This window comes from Thiomonas sp. FB-6 (genome assembly GCF_000377645.1).
GTDB lineage: Bacteria > Pseudomonadota > Gammaproteobacteria > Burkholderiales > Burkholderiaceae_C > Thiomonas_A.
This window is the reverse complement of the sequence record NZ_KB898522.1, coordinates 1-18,242: the sequence shown is the minus strand read 5'-3', so window position 1 is coordinate 18,242 and position 18,242 is coordinate 1. Positions and strand designations below refer to the sequence as shown.

Below are 18,242 nucleotides of genomic sequence, written 5' to 3'. Positions count from 1 at the left end.
CAACCACGACCACCGCCACAGCGGCATCCGCTACGTCAGCCCGGCGCAGCGCCATGCTGGCGAGGATCAGACCATCCTGGCCGCGCGCCACAACCTCTACCTCGAGGCTCGGCGGCGTCACCCTGCGCGCTGGTCGACCACCACCCGAAACTGGGCGCCCGTCGGCCCCGTCACGCTCAACCCCGAGCGCGACACCGTGGTCAACCAGGCCGTCGCGGATCAGCATACTCAGAACCAAGCTGCATAACCGAGGCGACAACTACCTTGACGCGCGCCGCGGTTCACTCCGTGGAATTTCGGCATACGCTAGCCCCGTTCGCCGAATGCATCAGCCGGCGTAGCGACGGCAGGGCGGCGCATGAGGATGGGCCGCGGGCGCTACGACTAAATCAGCCCATTCGCCGCTGGGCATACCTTTGTTGCGACTGCGTACGCGAAGATCTGGGCTTTTGGGGCTTCTCCTATTGGCGTCGATGTCATCAACTGCCCGGCGTCTTGTGGTGCCACAAACACGCGACGCCATTGGCATTCGTGGAAGAAGAAGGTGGCATAGCGCGCCTTCCGGAAGCCGCACTCGAGATTGCTCACGGCTACCGTTACATTGACGAGGCGATACAAGCACTGCATAGCCCCACGATCCTCCGCTATGGCGAGGTATGCCAGGCGCTCCTCGACCGAGAACACCCCCTTCCGGCCAAACACCTTGTGCGCTGCATGCAGCTCAGGGCAAGAGAGTTGGGTGTACGCGTGCTCTTGCAGGACTCGTACCTGTTGCGGGAGAACCCGTTCCTGAGCGACGTGGCCAAGACGTTCGCTGGAGGCCCATGGCTGAAGCACTTCTTCCCGGAGGTCAACAAGAAGGCAGCGCGCGAGTTCATTGGCACCCTGGACCGTACGATCTCGATTCCGAGTCGCTCCTGCGCGCCTCGCGCGTACGCGCTGGCCCTGGCCTTGCTATACGAGTCCGCTGATGTGGCGATGTGCGAGGTGACATCACTGCCGGCACCCGAAGATCCGATGGCCGCTCCGAATTCGACGCTCACGAGCGAGGAAAGCTGCTTGGCTGTACACGAATCCCCTGCTCTGACGGATGAATGCGACACCCCGGCAGTTCGCGCAGCAGTTCGCGCCTTCGCAGCCGGTGCGCGCATGTCTTCGGTCTACGATCTCATGGGGGTCGCGCCGCACACCCTCGAAAAGGCAATTCGCTCGGTTCTCGCGAAGCAGCTAAGCGCAGGCTATCAACGCACCTGACGAGCTCTACGCCCGCGAAACGACGCCGTCAGTTGCGAAGCCCATCAGTTCGCGTCCAATCAAAGGCCTCCTGAGGCATCATGTCTTCAAACGACGAAAGGCCGCTTCGACTTTGATCAGTGAGCGCTCGCACCATGGGTTGCAAAGGTGCGAGCGTAGTCTTCGCAGCCACATGGAAATCGTCGAAGGACAGACCCATAGCCCGTCGGCGTACAGCGGCAAGGTGCGCATGAACCCAAAGCGCCATGCAGATCCGTAGAAGGCCTCCACTCAGACGATGGATCAATTGCCTGAATTCCTCGCTTGGAGGCAATTGCTCAGGGAACCACTGGTAGGTGCACAGTTGCGGGAACAGGTACTTGGCGAAAAACTCGTCCTCGGGTGTCGTCGCGCGTGAGAACTGGTAGAAGCCGCCAGTCACCAAGCGTTGGGACGTGCTCATGCGCGTGCTGAAGGCCGCAATTCCATCGGGTGTGCCACAAATCAGGATCGGAATCTTGGCCGTATTGGAGAGCGTCAGCAAGAATTTCAAGGCCTCGTCGTCGACAATGCGCAGCTCCGGCCGGGGGCCACCGCGTCGAAGGGCCACCTCGCGAGCCGCCTTGGTGCCCACCTTGAACAAGTTCTGGATCTCGTCGATCACCAAAAGTCCCGGGAAGTGACAGGACACCCGCTGAAGCCATTCCTGCGCCAAGACAGCGCCACGGCGCCCTCGGCCCCGCAGAACCTGCGTCGCGTAGCTCGTCCCCAACGCCTCGTCGGTCGCACGGAGTAGCGCTTCAACAAGATCGGCGGTTCTCCCGGACGGGGGTGTATCCAATTTCAACCAGATGAGCTGACGCACGGGGCCGACCAAGCCCGGGAACGCTGCATGGGTGACAACCTGGGGATACAACAGGAGCGCACGCTCCAGTGCGGTCGTCTTTCCAACGCCAGCAATGCCCAGCACTGTCGCGCTGAGCTGTATCGGGTACTTGTCAGGTGGAACCATGCAGGGACCGTAAATTCGCCGCCATGTGGAGGGGTGCAGTGGATTGCGGTGCCCATAACCCGCACGCAACATGCTGTCGATTCCGTCGGCGAGGTCCAGACCCACTCGCGTTGGCACGTGCAACCGCCAAACATCCGAGACGCCACGAACCAGTACATCGCTCACCGGGCTCCCTGCTGCAATGCGCGGCCGCTCCGGAAGAAAGAGCAATTGCGCGCCGAACTCAGCTCGCGTGCGCGTGGGCCCACACGCCGTGATCAGAGGGTTTTCAGGAGGCGGCGCGTTAGTCAACTGAGGGCTCTCTGCGGGTGCGTTCAGCATGACTCGCCTCCTCTATTCAGGTCCCTGAAGATCCCATCCATCAATTCCTCATAGGCGTCGTAGTCCGGCGGCTGAGGCGCTTCGTTCGACGAGGGTTCTGGTGGATCGGTCGGCAACGTCTTCGCGCTTTGCTCCAGCAGCCGTACTTCGCGCACGGTTGGCTGCGGCCCCGATTCAGCCGCCTCGGCCTCCGTCCTGCGCTCCTCGGCACGTTTGAAGATTTCCTGTTGCTGATGGATGCGCTGCATCAACGCCTTCACGCGACGGAATTGACGGGTGCCCTTCTTCATGTGTTCGTACATGAGCAAATCGCGCCACTCATCTAGGCAAAATTCGGAAGGGACGCGCGCATTGGGGCGTAGGTGGAATGGGTGGAGCCCCCCGTCATCTCCTGGGCACCAAAAGCGCGACGTCGATCCGGGAAAGTGATAGACCGTGCGCTCGAAGGCGCCAAAGTTGCGAGCCTGCCCCGTCCATTCCTCGGAGCTCGCAATGTCCCCGTCATACTGCAACGATTCGAAGAACACGCCGTCACGCCGAACGACAGCCGTGCTGCGAGAAAGCAGATCAGCGATCAGACGATCGGCGGGTAGCGCCTTGCGATATCCGAAACCGGCCTCATGCCCGAATTGCCAGAGCCCCGAAGGCGAGGCATCCACGCCGGCTGCGATCATCTCAGCGGTCATGCGCTTCGATCGGTCGGCATGGAGGTTGTAGTGCGCGATCATGAGGTAGAGGTATTGCACGTACTCCCGCAACGTCAGGGCCGACTCCTTGGCGGACGGCTTCAACTCCAACTCGCGACGCCGGGCATTGATCGCACCGGGAACGAAACCGAATTGATCGTCCTTTGTGATCCGGTGCAGCACCTCAACCATCCCCTTGAGTTCGGGGCGGTACGCCGGATTGACCGCGAGATTGATCCCCAGACGGCCGCATGTCTCGCGCGCCGCGGCAGATACATACTCTCCTCGATCTGTGAGCACCTCCGCTGGCACGGCAGGGGCGGGGATCAAGGCATCGGCGGGATTCAGGCCCCACAGTTCCGCAAGGAGTTCCGGGGCGCAGAGAGTGGAGAACAAGGCGAGCCGAGCGTTGGCCCAGGACGGAGCCGAGAGCGCCGCGTAGAAGCCGACGATGGCAGTCGACCAGACGTCGACGACGAGATACACAACTGGCCGGCCGATCGGCCAGGCAGGCTTGAGAGCGCTACGCAGGTGGATGTCTCCGACCGTGGCATCAATCGCATAGAGGTGGCCCGGCCCTGGCGAATGGTCATAGGAGCGTCCGCGCAACGCTCGCTTGCTGCGCTCGAAGTATCCCTGGGTCGTCCTCCGCCGCGCACGTTCAAGCCGGCGCGTGCCGGAGTCGATGATGTGACGGACCTGGCGCATGTTCGGAAAGGTTCCCTCCGGAGGCATGATGGGGACTCTGCCCGCGCCTGAGTCCTCATAGCGCGTCACGTAGAGCCGCAGAACGAGTTGCGCATAGAGGTGTCTGAACGACTTGCCCGGCCTGGCCAGGCTGCGATAGTGCGCGAGGATCTTGATGCGATCTGCATCGGTGACACCGCCCTGCGGCGTCGGGTCCGGCTCGCCGATCCGTTGCATTGCATTCTTGGCGCCGGCCTTCTTACGCCTTTCGGTCACCGGCCGAAGTACCCCGGGAGCGCCACAGCGATCAAAGCGCGGGACAAGTGAACTCACCTCGAAGCCGTGCAGGAACAAGAGCTGCAGGAGTCGATAGACCAGGGCTCGCGATCCCTCGCCGGTTTTCATCGCCTCGCGGACCAGTACGCCGATCCCGCCGGTTCGCTCCAAGGAGTCGCACAGGCGCGCATGGTCGAGGAACACGGCGAGCAGTGCTTGGCGTCTTTGGAGAAGAGCCAATTCGCGAGGCCTCAGATCCTCGGGATCTATCCGGAGTCGCGCAGATGATCTGACCTCGACGACGAAGAGCTTCCCGGCCGCGTCCAGGTCGGCGAGCATGGACCTCGCAACAGGCAGCAAAGCCCCCAGCGGTGGAACCTCTGCCTCGCCGGTGGTCGCTTCATCCGATACATCGTCGCAGGGGCCGATGAATGCGAGCCACACGTTAAGCCCATCGGGCGGGACAGCGACAACTCGATAGAGGCCACTGAGTTGTGGGTCGACCGCGCGCAGCACCGCGTTGAACATCAGTCCTTCCATGCTGACCTCCGCGCGGTAATCGGGTTTTGACCCCAAAAGGCTTCAGGCGCTACCAATGCAATCGGACTGGCCGGGCGAAGGTTCCAGGACATGCGCAGCGGCAGGAGGCCAGTCCAAACGCTCTGCCAGAAGATGCGCTGCGCCGCGAGGGTGTCGACGCTGATGTGCGCGGAGATCAGTGCCAGCGCGGCATCCATCGAGCGCCCCTCTAGGCGATGGCCAAGCGCGGCGCAAGCGTGCAGCGCCTCCGCATCCGCCTGGGCATGGCCGGTGGCCCAATGCATTCCCACGCGAACGACGAGGCCGACGCTGGCCTCGTAGAGCTGCGGGGTCAGCAGCAGCCAGTCGACACCCTGCTGCAGCCAGTACGCTCGCTCAATGGCCAGCAGCTCGCGTGTGCGCCTTTTGTCCAGCTCGTCGTGGTGCTTGACGCTGACCGCGAGAAGGCTGACCTCGCGCCCTGGCGGCTCGACGGTCAAAACCAGATCCGTGGTCATCACCCAGTCTTGACGGACGCCGTCCTTGCGGATGATGGGATGCTTGAAACCCAGCTCGCGCGCGACATCGAGGGTGCCGGCGGCCTGCTCGTATGCCAGGTCCTTTCGATAGTCGGCGACATCCGGGCTATGTGGGTCAGGCGACAGTGGAAACTGCTCCCGCAGATCGACCAGGTCGGGGACCATGGTCGCGAAGCCGAAGGCCACAAGCTCCTGATCGGACAGCAGGTGGTGGAGCCTGCCGAACGTCCAGTTCAGGACGTGGGATCGACCTCGGCTGCCTGGATCGTCGCGTGTGATCTGGTGCCACGGCTGGTAGTTGGCACCCGTTCCTGTACCCCGCCCCTGGTCGCTCCACTTCGTGAGGCGGGCTGGCGTGAACCGTCGACCCTTGCGCATGGGATCTCCTTCCGGCCGCGATAGCGGCGGCCATCGTTCGACGAAGGAAGGGGATGCCCTTGACGTGTGCTGAGCACACGCGTAGATTTGAGTCGTCCTGAAACCCGAGGCACCCCCTCGGTACAAAAGCGCCGCGGTTGCCAGACCGACGGCGCTTTTCGTTTGTGCGGTGTCACGGGCTCATGGTTGAGATCTCCTAGGTGGCCACCGCCGGCGTCGACCGCCCCGCGGGCCTGGCTGCCTCTACCCCGTCGACGGCCTTTCTGGGCCTGGGAATGCCGGACACGTCACGCCCAGTCACGGACGAGGCCCCTCGGCGTTGTTCGCAAATCCAGAGCGCGACGTCACGAGCAAGTGCGAACCTGCCGCGCCGCGTCGGGATGTGGAAGAGCGGCACCGGCACCGTCCCGCGGGCCAATGCCTGGCGAAATGCATCGCCGGAGCGATAGCCCAGGGCCTTGACGAGCGCACTGGACGGAAGCATCGGGCCGAATTGGCGAACGAATTCGTCGTTCAGCGCTTGCGCCAACGGATCGCCAGCTAGATCATCGACGTCGCCGTGCCTTTGCATCGGTCCTGCCTCGTGCTGTGTTGTCACCTGATCTTAGGGGCCGAGGCGCGCAATGAATAGCGGTGACAAGGTCCACGCTAACGACCCTATTCGGGGACGTGCCGGAGCGCTAAGTGATTGAAACGTCGGAACAATCGCTGGACGAATTCGTTTTCGCGTCGACGACGCGAAAACGTGCGCACACCGATCAGAACGGCATCGTGGACCGACTGCGGACCGTCTACTGGTTCCACACTATTCGCCGTGGCTTGCAAAGCAGCTCGGCCTACGACGTCGCCAAACGCATCGGCATCATGCCTGGCTCGGGGATGAACGCGGTCTCCGGGAACGAGAAGAAGTGGCAACGCTACCGCCGAGGCATACAGGTCCCACGAGGATCACTGGTGGACAGTGTCGGCCAAGCCGTTACCGCAAGCCGCGCCGCCTTCGATCATGTGCTGTGGGACGTCCTGCGCCTCGATAGGCTTGACAATAGCGGCCAAGAGGAGGGGCTGCTTCGGCAGCTACACCCCGATGTCCAGCGAGCGGTTCGATGCAAGGGGACGCTTTTCGATGGCCCCTTCATCCCCGTGCTCGAATGGCACGACATGCGAGTCAAAATGCTGGAGCGGCGTCCGAGCGTCGACACGATCGCATGCCTGACAATCGGCATGATGAGCGCCGTGCGTGACGGTGCGAACCAGCAGGCCAAGCGCCTCAGCTATTCCATCTGCCGAGTCCTGCTGCTGCTTGGGCCGGTGCTCTACGCGCACGGCGTTGCACGTCCGCTCGCTGAGTACTTCGAAAGGCAGGCCCTTCCAATAGCCGCCCATGAAAAGCATCGCTACGGCTTCGGAGAACGCGGCTATCTGTCGAGCGCCAGGCTGCTCAGCCGCGTGGCGAGGGCGATCGACGCAAACGACAACCACCCGAGCACATCCCAGGAGTTGGTGGAATTGCTGCGGGAACTGCTCGACGGGCGTCACTGGGATGAGTCACTTTGGACTACCGTCTGCCCCCGACTGATCCCCCTCGCGGAGCCCCGAGCAAAGGCGCCATGACGCCATTCCACCGCAGGCTCACGCCTTTCGGCCAAGCAAGCGATGACAGGGACTCACGGCAGTAGCCGCAACGCGTCGCGCTGCCGTCGCCAAGGCCACCGGCAACAACAGCTCAGTCCACTTCGACCCGGCGCAACATGCGAAGGCCAGTATCCACCGAACCCGCACCAGACCAAACGTCAATAACACGCGTTATGCTTAGGCGCCACCAGACGGGAGGGAGCATGGCTGTAGATCCGGAGATTGGGTTCACCGCCGACGTCATTCGGGATCCGGGCCGCTTTGTCGGGCGAACAGAACTGCTCCGCGACTGCATAGCAGCCCTGAATTCGGCCACAGGCCTTATTTCGGTCTACGGCAAACGCGGCGTCGGCAAGTCATCCTTGCTACGGCAAATTCAGCAGATGGCTCTCGGAGAATACACGCTCGCCAAGCGCGCCGGCCTTACAAGCGAGATCCCGGCACGGCCGCGAAAGTACTTAACCGTCTATTACGCGTGCGACTCACTCATCAGAGATGGCAAGGAACTAATTTCTCGCCTTGTGAACGATCAGGATGCCGAGGACGGGCTCCTTCGACTAGTCCCAAATGATGGCAAAGACATCGTCGAATTCACGCGTAGCAAAGAAGTTTCCGGCGGCGCGGACCTGAAGGTTCTCAATTGGGGCGCCAAGGGTATTGAGTCATCAAAGTACGCCAAAACCGTTCCAGGTGACGTAGTTCAGACGTTCCGCAACTTTGTTAGTGCAGTCGTTGACCATCAAGTTCATCGCCGAATGAGGCGTGACAGTCTATTGATCATCCTCGACGAGTTCGACGTGATTCAAGACAAACAGGGACTCGGCTCGCTCATCAAATCGCTAACCACGCCCGAAGTTAAGTTCGCAGTCTGCGGTGTCGGCGGAGATCTTGCCGATCTAATCGCGGATCATGCTTCGGTCGAACGCCTTATCGAGCAGGGGGTCCTTGCCGTAAAGCCAATGTCGCTCGCTGAGTCTGAGGGCATCATCTATCGTGCGACCGAATTGTTTCGTGGAGCCGTCCGGTTCGCGCCGGGGATCGCATCAAAGATTGCTGGCATGGCGCAGGGGTACCCCTACTTCGTCCAACTCATTGGAAAGCAGTGTGTGAACGAGATGAACGCGAGAGGAACAGACGTCATTGACGACGAAATCTTCGACGCCATTGTTCAGGGTCTCAAGACAGGCAAGGCGTTCCCAACCCTTGAGACCGCCTACCAGAGGGCGATCGGGGGCTCAGATGGGCGTCAACTCCTCCTACATTTGCTAGCCGAGCAGTCGAGCGAAGCATCATTCACTGACGAAATCGGGAGGGTAGTGCTTAAGAACTCTCGAACAGTGGCAGAAGAGTTGGGCGTCCAATTTGTGGACCAAGTCATGCCGCGCCTAGTCGAGGCGAAGTACGGACCGGTCTTAGAGCGCGTTGAACAAGGCGTCTACGAATTCGTCAATCCAGTCCTGCGCCAATACATTCGCCTTCGTGGCATGAACTAAAACCGCCCGAACGCCCAACGGTGACTTTTCATCGCAGTCCAAAGGCCGCTTAGGTTCGCCGGCTATCGCCCCAGCGTCGACGCCCCGAGCGTTAGCCGCCTCCGTCCGTGACCTAGTGCTCTCGGCCCGCTGCGGACCCCGGCATGGATGAAATCGTCGCTCTAGAGAAATACATTATGCGACAGCGGACGCAGTGTCCAAGGCAATCAATTGGGAGAAGAATTTGAAGACGATATCGGTGTTCAACAACAAGGGCGGAGTCGGCAAGACCACGCTCACTTTCCACTTGGCGAATGCGCTCGCCGAGCTTGGGCACAAGACATTGGTCATCGACCTTGATCCCCAGTGCAACCTCACTATTCTTGGTTTGCCGGAGGAGACGCTTGACGCGGTCTGGCAAGCGGAGGAAGCGTTCATCGATGATTTCAAAGCTGCGCGCGATAGCCAGACGAAAAAAAACCTGGACGCGCTATTGACCGCCCCTCGTTCGATTCACTTTCTCCTAAAGCCAACCGAGGATGGCCTATCCGACGTTGATAGCATCTCCCCACCGTTCGAAATCGCCAAAAATTTGCACTTGATTCCTGGTCGGCTGACAATGCATCTCTATGAAGACGCAATTGCTCGGCGGTGGAGCGATGTTTATCAGGGTGACCCACTCGCGGTCCGAACCGTAACGCGACCCAGGCAGATCGCAGAGGCCTACACTAAAGCCTATGGCTACGAGTTCGTGATCATGGATACCTCACCAAGCCTTGGCACCTTAAACAAGGTAATCATTTCGACGGCCGACGGCTTCTTGATTCCGTGCATGCCTGACATGTTCTCTCAATATGGCATCAAGAACATTGGCAATGCGCTCGCAGCCTGGAAAAAGCAGTTCGATACCATCTACCACCTTCTTTCCGAGGAAAAGCGGAAACTGTTCCCAGAGAATTTTGTGCGGCTATTGGGCTTCACGATTTATAATGCCAAGAAGTATTCGGGCAAGCCACTCGATTTAGCGACGGCACACTACAACTACGCCGTGAAAATCCCGGAGGCGATCCGAAACTATATCCGCCCGGAGATCCGCGACCACTTAAGCGAGGAGGTGTGGACCCATCCGATCGGCGGAACCGCCATCATGCACACCCACAACACACTGCCGTCGATGGCGCAGAAGTACCACACGCCTATGTGGCATGTTCCATCAGCGCAGCTAGAGTCGGTTGACGCAAGCACGATCTTGGGAAATCGGAGCTCGTACGAGACGACAAAACGGAAGTACTACGAATTCGCCAAGGACCTTCTGTCGCGCACATCTTCGCTGGATTGAGAGCGACCGACATGCAAGATGAAGCAGTCACCAACGCGGCGCTGGATGCGTTTGACGACATGGCTCATGAACTCAACATATTCATGGGCACCGTTAGGACGTGGTTCGAAACGCATCCTCGTCTGACAACCGGTGCCACACCCCTTGTGCACTCAGTCAAATCTCGCCTTAAGAACCGCGATCATCTTCGATCCAAGATCGAAAAGAAATCTAATCTGGACAATATTATTGATGAAAATAACCTCGGACAGAAAATCACCGATCTGAGCGGGGTTCGTGTCTTGCATTTACATCAAGAGCAGCTCAAGACGATTCACGAGGAGATCCTGAGAAAGATTCAGCAACGTGGTGACTGGGTACTGCACGAGGCGCCGCGCGCGTACACGTGGGATCCAGAACGAGAGGACTTCTACCGGGGCATTGGGTTTGAAGTCCACATGAAGCCATCCACCTACACCAGCGTGCATTACACGGTACGACCGCGCGAAGGCTCCCCGTTGTGCTGCGAAATTCAAGTGCGAACGCTATTCGAGGAAATTTGGGGCGAAGTTGACCATGCCCTGAATTATCCACAGAGAACAGATAGCGTCGCCTGCAGAGAGCAGATCTTGGTACTTGGCAAGGTCGTTGGCGCTGGCAGTCGGTTGGTCGACTCGATATATCGGACGGTTGCGGCAGACCCCGCGCCGCTCGCGGAACTGGCAGAACCGCAGCAGCAGCTGATTCAGAACGATAACGCTGTGATTCCCATGCCTGTCGTTCTACCTGCGACGGCGCAGGGCGCCGAGGGTCATGCGGCACAGGGTGTGCAGCAGCGGACCGAGGTAGCAAGGAAGAATGGCGATGGCGGGTGACGAACCGCCTCGCTAGTTGTGAAGACAAGGATCGCCAGTGAGTTCGATTGCAGTGCCGTGGTTGCCCGACGCGGCCTCGTGATCGCCACATGCTATGCCCAATGGCTGTTCTGCCCGAGCTGCCGCCGTTGGCTTCGACGAACGATCTCTTCGACACTCGATTAGCAGCGGATCTCCACGATCGGCGGTAACGCGCCGTCCACTCGGGCTCGAGCCCACGCCGGCCCCGTGTCTACGACTTTGTCGCTTTGTCTACGACTTTATTGGCTTGTCTACGACTTTATTGGCAAGGAACAACAGCACATCAGCCCGCCCCGCCCCTCACTCCACCGTCACGCTCTTCGCCAGGTTCCTGGGTTTGTCCACGTCGGTGCCGCGCGCCACCGCGGTGTGGTAGGCCAGGAGTTGCAGCGGCACCACGTGCACCACCGGCGACAGCAGGCCGTAGTGCTCGGGCAGGCGGATGGCGTGCACACCCTCGGTGTTGTCGATGCGCGTGCCGGCGTCGGTCAGCACGTACAGGCGGCCACCGCGCGCGCGCACTTCCTGCAGGTTGCTCTTGAGCTTGTCCAGCAGCGCGTCGTTGGGGGCCACCACCACCACCGGCATGGCGTCGGTCACCAGCGCAAGCGGGCCGTGCTTGAGCTCGCCGGCCGGGTAGGCCTCGGCGTGGATGTAGGAGATTTCCTTGAGCTTGAGCGCGCCTTCCAGCGCGATGGGGTAGTGCATGCCGCGGCCCAGGAACAGCGCGTTTTCGTGGCGCGTGAAGGTCTCGGCCCAAGCGATGATCTGCGGCTCGGTGGCCAGCGCGGCCTGCAGGGCCACCGGCAGGTGGCGCAGCTGCTGCAGGTGCTGCTGCTCCTGCTGCTCGTCGAGGCGGCCGCGGAGCTTGGCCAGGGTCAGCGCCAGCAGGAACAGCGCCACCAGCTGGGTGGTGAAGGCCTTGGTGGAGGCCACGCCGATTTCCACGCCGGCGCGCGTGGCGAAACTCAGCGCGCATTCGCGCATCATGGCGCTGCCGGGCACGTTGCAAACGGCAAGCTGGTGCTGCATGCCCAGGCTGCGCGCGTGGCGCAGCGCGGCCAGGGTGTCGGCGGTCTCGCCGCTCTGGGACACGCCCACCACCAGGGTGTCGGGGTCGGGCACGCTGTCGCGGGTGCGGTATTCGCTGGCCACTTCCACGTCCACCGGCACGCGCGCCAGCGCCTCGATCCAGTGGCGCGCCACGCTGCCCGCGTAGTGGCTGGTGCCGCAGGCCAGGATCAGCACGCGGCGGATGCGCCCGAGCACGCCGGCCTGGTCGCCGAACAGGCCGGCGCCGATGGACTCGATACCGTCCAGCGTGTCGCCCACGGCACGCGGCTGCTCGAAGATCTCCTTTTGCATGTAGTGCCGGTAGGGCCCCAGCTCGGTGGCGCCGGCATAGGCCTGCAGCGGCTGCCAGGCGCGCTCCACCGGGTGGCGCTGCGCATCCACCACCTGCGCGCCGGCCGGGTGGATGCGCACCACGTCGCCTTCCTCCAGGTAGGCCACCCGATCGGCGCTGCCGGCCAAGGCCAGCGCGTCGGAGGCGACGTAGCAGCCGTCGTCGCCCTGCCCCAGCACCAGCGGGCTGCCGGCGCGCGCGCCCACCACCACCTCGGGCTCGGCGGTATGCAGCACGGCGATGGCGTAGGCGCCGCGCAGGCGCGCCACCGCGCGCTGCACAGCGTCGAACAGATCGCCACGGTACAGGCTGTGTACCAGGTGCGCGACCACCTCGGTGTCGGTCTGGCTCTCGAACTCGTAGCCGGCGCCCTGCAGCTCGGCGCGCAGTTCGTCGTGGTTCTCGATGATGCCGTTGTGCACCAGCGCCAGCTCGCCGCGCGAGATCATCGGGTGCGCGTTGTGCGTGGCCGGCGCGCCGTGGGTGGCCCAGCGGGTGTGGCAGATGCCGGTCGAGGCCTGCAGGCCCTCGGCCTGCGCGCGCAGGTCGGCCACGCGCTGCGTGGTGCGCAGGCGCGCGAGACGGCCGGCCTCGTGCACGGCCAGGCCGCAGGAGTCGTAGCCGCGGTATTCGAGGCGCTGCAAACCTTCGAGCAGCACCGGGACGATGTTGTGGCGCGCTGCGGCGCCGACGATTCCACACATGGCTCAGCTCTCGTTGGAAGGTTTTTTCTGCGGACGGGCCCAGTTCACGATGCTGACCTGGCGCGCGCGCGACACGGTGAGTTGCCCCGCCGGCGCGTCGCGCGTCAGCGTGGTGCCTGCCCCCAGCGTGGCGCCCTTGCCCACGCGCACCGGCGCGACCAGCTGGGTGTCGGAGCCGATGAAGGCGTCGTCCTCGATGACGGTGCGGTGCTTGGCCGCGCCGTCGTAGTTGCAGGTGATGGTGCCGGCGCCGATGTTCACGCGCTCGCCCACCGTGGTGTCGCCGACGTAGCTGAGGTGGTTGGCCTTGCTGCCGTCGCCGATGCGACTGTTCTTCACTTCCGTGAAATTGCCGATGTGCACGTCGCGCGCCAGCTCGCTGCCCGGACGCAGGCGCGCGTAGGGGCCGATGCGCGCGCCCTCGCCGCAGCTGGCGCCGTCCAGGTGGGAGAAGGCTTCGATGCGGCTTTCCGCGCCGATGCGGCAGTCGCGCAGCACGCAGTGCGGGCCCACGTGCACGCCGTCGGCCAGTTCCACGCGCCCCTCGAACACGCAGCCCACGTCGATGCGCACGTCCTGCCCGCAGACGAGTTCGCCGCGCAGATCGATGCGCGCGGGGTCGAGCAGCGTGACGCCCTCCCGCATCAGGCGCTCGGCGTGGCGCCGCTGCACCACGCGCTCGAGCTGCGCCAGCTGCAGGCGGTCGTTCACGCCCATCAGTTCCTCGGCGTCGCCGGCGACCACGCCCTGCACCGGCAGGCCCTCGGCCTGCGCCATCTGCACCACGTCGGTGAGGTAGTACTCGGCCTGCGCGTTGTCGTTGCGCAGCGCGCCGACCCAGCGCTTGAGCGCCGCCGCCGGGGCGGCCAGGATGCCGCTGTTGACTTCGCGGATCGCGTGCTCGGCAGGCGTCGCGTCCTTGTGCTCGACGATACGCGTGACCCGGCCCTGCGCGTCGCGCACGATGCGTCCGTAGCCGTCGGGCTGTTCCAGCAGCACCGTGAGCACGGCCAGCGCGCCGCCGCGGGCGGCGTCGAGCAGGGGCTGCAGGGTCTGCGCGCGCACCAGCGGCACGTCGCCGTAAAGCACCAGCACGATGCCGGCGTCGTCCAGCGCGGGGCAGGCCTGCAGCACCGCGTGCCCGGTGCCCAGTTGGGGCTCCTGCTCGCGGAAGGCCAGTTGCCCGTTCGCGGCGAACACCGCGCGCACCTGCTGCGCACCGTGGCCCACCACCACCACGCAGCGCGCGTCGTGCAGGGCGTGCGCGGTGTCCAGCACATGCGCCAGCAGGGGGCGTCCGGCCAGCGGCTGCAGCACCTTGGGCAGGCGTGAACGCATGCGCGTGCCCTTGCCGGCGGCGAGGACCACGACCTGCAGGGCGGCTTCTCGTGCGCCCGGGGCGCGGTGGCTGTCGGCGTTGGTCATGGTGGGCGATTCTAGGGGGCCGGCCCCGCGGCCGGCGCCCGAGGCGCCCCCGCGTGCGCGGGGGGGCGGCCCCGGAATGACGACGGCCGCCCCACCCTCGCGGGTGGCGGCGGCCGTCGTTCGGCGCGAGGCGCGGCTTACTTGCGCGCTTCGGCCACCAGCTTCTGCTGCAGGAAGCCGGGGATGCCGACCCACATGTCGAAGAAGGAGACGACCAGTTCCAGCGCCGCGATGGGGCAGGACAGGCCGCCGCCGATCAGCACGAACCACGCGAAATTGGGGTTCTGCTTGGTCAGGAACCAGCCGGAGAAGTCCAGCATCATGGCGATGAACGGGGTGATCACGGCGATGGCCTTGATCTGGTTGTTCACGCGGGTGCGCACGAACAGGTAGGCGGCCAGCCAGAAGATCACGCCCAGCATGGTCAGGTGCACCATGCCGGTCATGAACATGGTGGTGTAGCTCATGCCGGTGTCGACGTTGGTCACGGCCTTCACGTCGTCATAGGTGACCAGCGGCGGGTTGTGCAGCTGCTGGCTCATGGCCACGCTGTGGCACATCAGGCAGTGCTGGGCGATCAAGGGCTTGATCTGGGTGTCGTACTCGGCCTTGGTGCGGCCGCCGGCGATCCAGTGGTCGATCATCGCCTTGTCCTGCGGCCATTCCGACTTGGGCACGCCGGCGTTGGTCAGCATGGTGGGCAGTACGGTCTGCAGCTTGCTGCCGTCCGGGTTGCCGGCGTAGGACAGCTGGATGTCCTTGAGCGTGACCCCCGCCTTGCCGTCCAGGCCGGTGTGGGTGACGAACAGGTAGAGCTCGGCGCACAAAAGGCCGAAACACACGAGGACGATGAAACCGGTGTGCTGAAGTTTCTCGACGATCGAAAGCTGATGGAGCTGACGCATGATGGAGGGGAGGGAGAACGGGAAGGCGGGCTCCCGGCCTCATGGAAAAAATGACCGGGATCAATGGGCTTAATGGTTTTCCCGCATCGTACTCCCACGTGCGCGAGCGTCGCAACGAGGGCTTCCGTTCAAGGGGTATCCGAATATTGCCGCACGCGTGCGACGTGAAACCCCCACGTGTATAAGGCGCTTGCCCCGAGACTTGCGCGAGCCCGCAAGCTTGCTGCGGCGCAGCGCGCGCACGCCCCCTGGCGGCGGCCCCCTGGAACCCTGCTGCGTCTTGTTGCAGTTTGAATACGCCGGGGCCGCCGGGCGCCTCCGTGCTGCACCGGACTGCGCAGGCCACGGAGAGCGCGGTGCTTTGGTGCTTAAATGACCGTAACCGGCGCATCATGCGTGCGGCTCACTTCAGGAGAGTGTCCCGATGAGCAAGACTGCTCCCGCGGCCCCCAAGCTGCATCTGACCTCGAAGAACCTGGGCATCGGCATCAGCGAGAAGAACCGCGAGGCCATCGTGCACGGCCTGTCGCGCCTGCTGGCCGACACCTACACGCTGTACCTGACGACCCACAATTTCCACTGGAACGTCACGGGGCCCATGTTCAACACCCTGCACCTGATGTTCATGTCCCAGTACAACGAACTGTGGAACGCGGTGGACCCGATCGCCGAGCGCATCCGCGCGCTGGGCTACAGCGCACCCGGCTCCTACGCGGCCTTCGGGCAGTTGACCAAGCTGCCCGACGCCCCCACCGAGCCGCCGGCCGCCGAGGACATGATCCGCGCGCTGGTGCGGGGCAACGAAGCCGTGGCGGCCACCGCCCGCGAGTTGCTGCCGCTGGTGGAAAAGGCCGGCGACCAGCCCACCACCGACCTGCTGTCGGCGCGCATGGACATTCACGAGAAGTCGGCGTGGATGCTGCGCTCCATGCTCGGAGAGTAAACGCTCACATCGCGGGCGCAGCGCCAGCCGCGAAGGCCCCCGAGAAGCCCGGCTGCACCCGGGGCCGGCCGTGGCGTACCATGCTCAGACGTGAATTCCGCCGCCCCCGCCCCTGCCTCCACGCGCAGCCGCATCGCGCTGTGGCTGGACCTGATCCGCTGGAACCGCCCCGCCGGCTGGCTGCTGCTGCTGTGGCCCACGCTGGCCGCGCTGTGGATCGCCTCCGGCGGTTTCCCCGGCTGGCTGCTGGTGGCGGTGTTCAGCCTCGGCACCGTGCTCATGCGCTCGGCCGGCTGCGCGGTCAACGACGTGGCCGACGCCGAGTTCGACCGCCACGTGAGCCGCACCGCACGCCGCCCGGTGACCAGCGGGGAACTCGGCCGCGCCGAGGCGCTGTGGGTGGGCGCGGTGCTGGCCCTGGCGGCTTTCGCGCTGGTGCTGCTGACCAACGCGCTGACCGTGGCGCTGTCGGTCTCGGCGCTGCTCATCGCCATCGCCTACCCCTTCACCAAGCGCTGGCTGGCCGTTCCCCAGGCCTATCTCGGCATCGCCTTCAGCTTCGGCATCCCCATGGCCTTCGCCGCCGCCGCGGGCGAGGTGCCGCTGCTGGCCTGGTGGCTGCTGCTGGGCAACCTGTTCTGGGTGCTGGCGTACGACACCGAATACGCCATGGTGGACCGCGCCGACGACCTGAAGATCGGCATCCGCACCTCGGCCATCACCTTCGGCCGCTACGACGTGGCCGCGGTCATGGCCAGCTACGCCCTGTTCCTGCTCCTGTGGCTGGCGGCCGGGCTGCACGTGGGCCTGGGCTGGCCCTTCCTGCTCGGACTGGCGGCGGCGGCGGCGCTGGCGCTATGGCATTTCAGCCTGATCCGGCGCCGCGATCCGCAAGGCTGCTTCACCGCGTTCCGGCTCAACCACTGGCTCGGCTTCGCGGTGTTCGCAGGCACCGTCTGCGCCTACGCGCTGCGCTGAGAAGCCCGGGGCGGGTTCAGGGGTACAGGCCGCGCTCGGCGCGCGCCTCCAGCACGCGTTCGCAGGCCACCACGAAGGCGGCCGTGCGCAGCGGCACCTTGAGCCGGTCGGCCGTGTCCCAGATGGCCGCGAAGGCCCCGCCCAGGATCTTCTCCAGCCGCGCGTTGATCTCGTCCTCGCTCCAGAAAAAGCTCGAGAAATCCTGCACCCACTCGAAGTAGCTCACCGTCACCCCGCCGGCGTTGCAGATCACGTCGGGCACCACCAGGATGCCGCGCTCGCCCAGCACGTCGTCGGCCCCCGGCAGCGTCGGTCCGTTGGCCCCTTCGAGCACCATGCGCGCCGTCGTGCGGCGCGCCCGCTCCTCGGTCACCTGCCCCTCCAGCGCCGCCGGAATCAGAATCTCGCACTCCACGCCCCAGAACTCCTCGCCCTGCAGCACCTCCGCGTCCGCGTAGCCCGCCACCCCGTGGCGCGCCTGCACGTGCGCGCTCAGCCTGGCCACGTCCAGCCCGTCGGCCTTGTAGATGCCGCCCGTGTGGTCCTGCACCGCCACCACCTTCGCGCCGGCCGCCGCGAACAACTCCGCCGCCACCCCGCCCACGTTGCCGAAGCCCTGCACGGCCACCCGTGCCCCCTCCAGCTTCAGCCCGATGCGCCGCGCCGCCTCCCGCCCCGTCACGAACACCCCGCGTCCGGTGGCCTTCACGCGCCCCAGCGATCCCCCGAGCTGGATCGGCTTGCCCGTCACCACTCCGGTTGCCGTGCCCCCGATGTTCATCGAGTACGTGTCCATCATCCACGCCATGATCTGCGGGTTGGTGTTCACGTCCGGCGCCGGTATGTCCTGCTGCGGCCCGATGATGATCCCGATCTCGCTGGTGTAGCGCCGCGTCATGCGCTCCAGCTCCTT

The 18,242-nt window shown here is 64.2% G+C and carries 15 protein-coding genes and 2 pseudogenes; 9 read left to right on the top strand and 8 right to left on the bottom strand.

The window, feature by feature from the left end; translation table 11 throughout:
* The 3 genes and pseudogenes from D466_RS0119195 to D466_RS23645 all read left to right on the top strand — a co-directional run.
* Positions 1–247 (top strand): annotated as a pseudogene (locus tag D466_RS0119195) (IS3 family transposase); the annotation flags it as partial.
* A 17-nt stretch (positions 248–264) separates the two neighbouring features.
* Positions 265–465, top strand: a pseudogene (locus tag D466_RS25185) (hypothetical protein); the annotation flags it as partial.
* Between the two features lie 57 nt (positions 466–522).
* Positions 523–1,254, top strand: a complete 732-nt coding sequence (locus D466_RS23645; protein WP_231385773.1) for a hypothetical protein — start codon at positions 523–525, stop codon at positions 1,252–1,254.
* A gap of 28 nt (positions 1,255–1,282) precedes the next feature.
* Here D466_RS23645 and D466_RS0119185 read toward each other — a convergent pair whose 3' ends face one another.
* The 4 genes from D466_RS0119185 to D466_RS24575 form a co-directional block, all read right to left on the bottom strand.
* Complete coding sequence (locus tag D466_RS0119185; protein ID WP_081630058.1) at positions 1,283–2,566, bottom strand: ATP-binding protein; 1,284 nt, start codon at positions 2,564–2,566, stop codon at positions 1,283–1,285.
* On the bottom strand, positions 2,560–4,755 hold the full coding sequence (locus tag D466_RS22455; RefSeq protein ID WP_081630057.1) for a DDE-type integrase/transposase/recombinase: 2,196 nt from the start codon (positions 4,753–4,755) through the stop codon (positions 2,560–2,562). The genes D466_RS0119185 and D466_RS22455 overlap by 7 nt, the downstream gene beginning before the upstream one ends.
* Positions 4,743–5,651 carry a TnsA endonuclease N-terminal domain-containing protein gene (locus D466_RS0119175; protein ID WP_018915306.1) on the bottom strand — a complete coding sequence of 303 codons (909 nt, stop codon included), beginning with the start codon at positions 5,649–5,651 and terminating at the stop codon, positions 4,743–4,745. Before D466_RS0119175 ends, D466_RS22455 begins: the two co-directional genes overlap by 13 nt.
* 196 nt (positions 5,652–5,847) lie before the next feature.
* The gene (locus D466_RS24575) at positions 5,848–6,222 is read right to left on the bottom strand and encodes a hypothetical protein (protein WP_196803533.1); all 375 of its coding nucleotides are present in this window, start codon (positions 6,220–6,222) and stop codon (positions 5,848–5,850) included.
* Positions 6,223–6,335: 113 nt separating this feature from the next.
* On the opposite strand from D466_RS24575, the gene D466_RS0119170 reads away from it, so the two are divergent.
* The 4 genes from D466_RS0119170 to D466_RS23630 all read left to right on the top strand — a co-directional run bounded on the left by D466_RS0119170 (position 6,336) and on the right by D466_RS23630 (position 10,948).
* Positions 6,336–7,262 (top strand): hypothetical protein, encoded by a 927-nt coding sequence (locus tag D466_RS0119170; protein ID WP_018915305.1) that lies wholly within the window; start codon positions 6,336–6,338, stop codon positions 7,260–7,262.
* A 224-nt stretch (positions 7,263–7,486) separates the two neighbouring features.
* Complete coding sequence (locus D466_RS23635) at positions 7,487–8,776, top strand: AAA family ATPase (protein ID WP_196803532.1); 1,290 nt, start codon at positions 7,487–7,489, stop codon at positions 8,774–8,776.
* A gap of 193 nt (positions 8,777–8,969) precedes the next feature.
* Positions 8,970–10,094 (top strand): ParA family protein, encoded by a 1,125-nt coding sequence (locus D466_RS0119160; RefSeq protein ID WP_231385772.1) that lies wholly within the window; start codon positions 8,970–8,972, stop codon positions 10,092–10,094.
* An 11-nt stretch (positions 10,095–10,105) separates the two neighbouring features.
* A complete protein-coding gene (locus D466_RS23630) occupies positions 10,106–10,948 on the top strand; it encodes a RelA/SpoT domain-containing protein (RefSeq protein ID WP_081630055.1) in 843 nt (280 codons plus the stop codon).
* 321 nt (positions 10,949–11,269) lie between these two features.
* Here D466_RS23630 and glmS read toward each other — a convergent pair whose 3' ends face one another.
* The 3 genes from glmS to D466_RS0119145 form a co-directional block, all read right to left on the bottom strand.
* On the bottom strand, positions 11,270–13,078 hold the full coding sequence (gene glmS, locus D466_RS0119155; protein ID WP_018915302.1) for a glutamine--fructose-6-phosphate transaminase (isomerizing): 1,809 nt from the start codon (positions 13,076–13,078) through the stop codon (positions 11,270–11,272).
* A gap of 3 nt (positions 13,079–13,081) precedes the next feature.
* Complete coding sequence (gene glmU / locus D466_RS0119150; RefSeq protein WP_018915301.1) at positions 13,082–14,503, bottom strand: bifunctional UDP-N-acetylglucosamine diphosphorylase/glucosamine-1-phosphate N-acetyltransferase GlmU; 1,422 nt, start codon at positions 14,501–14,503, stop codon at positions 13,082–13,084.
* Between the two features lie 137 nt (positions 14,504–14,640).
* On the bottom strand, positions 14,641–15,408 hold the full coding sequence (locus D466_RS0119145) for a hypothetical protein (protein WP_018915300.1): 768 nt from the start codon (positions 15,406–15,408) through the stop codon (positions 14,641–14,643).
* A gap of 424 nt (positions 15,409–15,832) precedes the next feature.
* Between D466_RS0119145 and D466_RS0119140 the strand changes: the two genes are divergently transcribed.
* Positions 15,833–16,351: a Dps family protein gene (locus D466_RS0119140; RefSeq protein WP_018915299.1), complete on the top strand. Its 519-nt coding sequence runs from the start codon at positions 15,833–15,835 to the stop codon at positions 16,349–16,351.
* Between the two features lie 90 nt (positions 16,352–16,441).
* Positions 16,442–17,329 carry a 4-hydroxybenzoate octaprenyltransferase gene (gene ubiA / locus D466_RS0119135; RefSeq protein WP_018915298.1) on the top strand — a complete coding sequence of 296 codons (888 nt, stop codon included), beginning with the start codon at positions 16,442–16,444 and terminating at the stop codon, positions 17,327–17,329.
* Positions 17,330–17,345: 16 nt separating this feature from the next.
* On the opposite strand, the gene D466_RS0119130 is transcribed toward ubiA, so the two are convergent.
* The coding region (locus tag D466_RS0119130) for a Glu/Leu/Phe/Val dehydrogenase (protein ID WP_018915297.1) at positions 17,346–18,242 on the bottom strand (897 nt) is incomplete at its 5' end.